At 31.5% G+C, this 2,749-nt stretch carries 5 protein-coding genes; 2 read left to right on the top strand and 3 right to left on the bottom strand.

The window, feature by feature from the left end; translation table 11 throughout:
* From AB7942_RS30345 to AB7942_RS30335, 3 genes are all read right to left on the bottom strand, one after another.
* A partial coding sequence (locus AB7942_RS30345; RefSeq protein ID WP_369449765.1) for an SMI1/KNR4 family protein occupies positions 1 to 407 on the bottom strand: 407 nt, incomplete at its 3' end.
* A gap of 178 nt (positions 408 to 585) precedes the next feature.
* The gene (locus tag AB7942_RS30340) at positions 586 to 1,041 is read right to left on the bottom strand and encodes a hypothetical protein (protein WP_369449764.1); all 456 of its coding nucleotides are present in this window, start codon (positions 1,039 to 1,041) and stop codon (positions 586 to 588) included.
* Positions 1,042 to 1,136: 95 nt separating this feature from the next.
* Positions 1,137 to 1,559 carry a hypothetical protein gene (locus tag AB7942_RS30335; RefSeq protein WP_369449763.1) on the bottom strand — a complete coding sequence of 141 codons (423 nt, stop codon included), beginning with the start codon at positions 1,557 to 1,559 and terminating at the stop codon, positions 1,137 to 1,139.
* A gap of 293 nt (positions 1,560 to 1,852) precedes the next feature.
* Between AB7942_RS30335 and AB7942_RS30330 the strand changes: the two genes are divergently transcribed.
* Positions 1,853 to 2,302, top strand: a complete 450-nt coding sequence (locus tag AB7942_RS30330) for a peptide deformylase (protein WP_218351594.1) — start codon at positions 1,853 to 1,855, stop codon at positions 2,300 to 2,302.
* A 99-nt stretch (positions 2,303 to 2,401) separates the two neighbouring features.
* Positions 2,402 to 2,641 (top strand): hypothetical protein, encoded by a 240-nt coding sequence (locus tag AB7942_RS30325; RefSeq protein WP_369449762.1) that lies wholly within the window; start codon positions 2,402 to 2,404, stop codon positions 2,639 to 2,641.
* The last annotated feature ends 108 nt before the right edge of the window (positions 2,642 to 2,749 follow it).

Raw genomic sequence — 2,749 nt, 5'->3', positions numbered from 1 at the left:
TCAATAAAATGTTTTAATGAAGCTGCAACCCAGGTTCGACTATCATCCTCGTGATTCCAAACATAAATATCGTTTTTATAAATGGTCCCGTTTTTTAATATTGCATAACAAAATAAATCGCCATTACCTGCGTCTGAAAAAAAGAAAAGATTATCAAATGCCATATAAATATCTCTATAATCTTCAAAATTTCTATAAAATAGATTGTCCTTAATAATTTGGGAAGTTGACCAAACCAAAGGACAACTCCATTTATCGAACACCCCATTTGTTTCATTAAATAAGGCAGCTAATTCTTCTGGTAATTCAACATTTAATTCTTTTTGAATTTGAGAAATCTCAAACTTTGTTGCCGGTTCTTTAAAGTGATGCTCCTTCGAAATGGAATTGACAAATTCTTTCCACATTTCATTCCCCCCTGAATTTGGATGAATATGCTTTATATTCAATTTCTATTTTTGAAAATCCTTCTTTAACTATCCTGCTTCGTTAGTTGAAGTAGAAATAAAAAAGGAGCTGCCAAGTAACTCCTTACGTTCTTAAACTCAAGCACCCGTTAGCTTAATAAGAGAAGTAGAAGTATTGTTATTTAGTTACCACTACATACTGCCTCTCTCTAAATGAAAACCGTTCACTTAAATCATCAAATAAGCGTTTTTCGTTTAACCTAAAATTTCCTATATCATTAATGAAATGCTTTGTCTTTAAGTTAACAACAATATTTAGTGTATCGTTCTTTTCTTTCAGTTCATCCCCATCCAAGCAAGTATATAATTCTATACTTTCACCGTCGGAAAGATTTTCATTTATATACTTAAATAAGTCGCTATAACATTTTCTAGTATTACGACAATCAAGATGATAAACAAAGGGGTTGGAAAATTTCCCCCTTATTTCATCATAACCTTCTAAGTCCCATACTGAGTTGCCAAAGTCATCTTCTGTCTCATAAATAATCATATTCTCAATCTGCTTAGGGTTTTGTCCAAAATCACCAGTTGGAATCTCCCTATTTGAAGATATATAATGATGAACTGTCAAAATTCTCACCCCTTTTATTGAAACAAAAAGACTGCCGAAACAGCCATTTGTTGTGAAAATAAAGTTACCGTTTATTCAATAAGAATTAAATTAAACTAAACTTGTTCTTGATATATTTCTGATTTTATCGGCTTTAAATTTAAAGGCACTTTAAACTCCTGAAGGTTTTCTATATGATTAAAAAAATCATCAATATTAGCATAATCCATTGACCACTCTTCTACCTCTAACTTTCTTAACTCATCTGTCGGTTTAAATAAAAATTCACAGTGAAGTTGTTCCATATGAGAATATTCGTCATCCTCAAAAATAGAGAACTGACGAACAAAATCATAATGAAATAACTCCTCACCTGTAAAATCATAAACTCCACACTGAAAAAGGATTTCTCTTTCCTCTTCTCCTTCAACTGGTTCTTTGCTAAATATTTTAAATGCTTCCCAAACTTTTTTTATATCATCAGCATCTTCACCAATCTTATCTTTAAGATAACTTTCAGCATTTTTAACCGTAATCATTACAACACCTCCGATATTATTATGTAAGTATTCTTATTAAACTAAACTGCTCCTTTAGTTCAATAAAAAAGAAGGCTGCCGCAGCAACCCTTTGTTCCACTAAAGAATTACTATAAACCATTAAAAACCTGTATTGATTTATAAATCGATACAGGCTTTTTAATAATGTTTATTGTCAATTTGATTTCCTATTATTTTTTTCTTCCGTTCGAATATATTTTATAAAGGACTTTTTTTTGAAAATATTCCAAAAAATTTTGTAAAAATATTTAACTCAGACGAAAGGTGATGATATGTTTTCGATTCTTACATTTCCAAACCCAATTTTGTTTCAAAAAGCAATGGATGTTGAACACATTTATAGTGTAACTCCACTTTTGAATGAAATGAAAACGTTCGTGGAAAATTCGCCACATGTATTAGGAATTTCATTACCGCAAGTCGGCGTATCAAAACGGGCTTTTGTTGCTCGATTTACAACAGGAACAGAAATTTTAATCAATCCAAGTTTTGATATACTTGATCCAACACCCAACTCATTACCATCTGGCGAAGGATGTATCTCTCTTCCAGGGATTATAGGGATTGTTCAGCGCTACCTCATGATAAGGATTTCCTATTTATCAATCTTTGGTGAAAGGACATTCCGTGAGATGGGAGGGATGGATTCGATTATATTCCAGCATGAATTTGATCATTTGGAAGGAATTCTTTTTACAAGCAAAACTTTGCAGGCATTTTAAAAAGGCAACGGATTTTGGGGCTGTTGACAAAAATAATAGGATTTTCTAAAACCTGAATAGAATTTTTTCTATACAGGTTTTTAATTGGGGGAATTTTTTATGATGGGTCTTAAAGATGAATATCAAAGTAAACTTGAATTGATTGATTTAAATGTGTTTGTTCCTTCAAATCATATTCTTCGTCAAATTAATGAAAAAATAGATTTCTGCCACGGTAGTGGAACAAGAAAAAAGGCTGCCGCAGCAACCTGGTCTTATTCAACTCTAGCACCCGTTAGTTTAAGTGCAACTTTTCACATAACAACTATATCAAACGCCAAATTTACCAAGAATTTTTAATATTGCTGCTTCAAATCGTTATATATATTTTTTGCTTGTTCATATATATCATTGTTTGGCTCGATTTGAAAATTTTCAACGCTATCACTTAGATGAAAAATTCCCTTA

It is taken from the genome of Neobacillus sp. BF23-41 (assembly GCF_041106275.1).
Note: the sequence above shows the minus strand (reverse complement) of the source record. Positions and strands in the feature narration are given on the sequence as shown.

Bases quoted from the DNA above. Each gene is read 5' to 3' on its own strand.
- AB7942_RS30330 (WP_218351594.1), top strand. From the start codon at position 1,853: ATGTTTTCGATTCTTACATTTCCAAACCCAATTTTGTTTCAAAAAGCA.
- AB7942_RS30325 (WP_369449762.1), top strand. From the start codon at position 2,402: ATGATGGGTCTTAAAGATGAATATCAAAGTAAACTTGAATTGATTGAT.
- AB7942_RS30335 (WP_369449763.1), bottom strand. From the start codon at position 1,559: ATGATTACGGTTAAAAATGCTGAAAGTTATCTTAAAGATAAGATTGGT.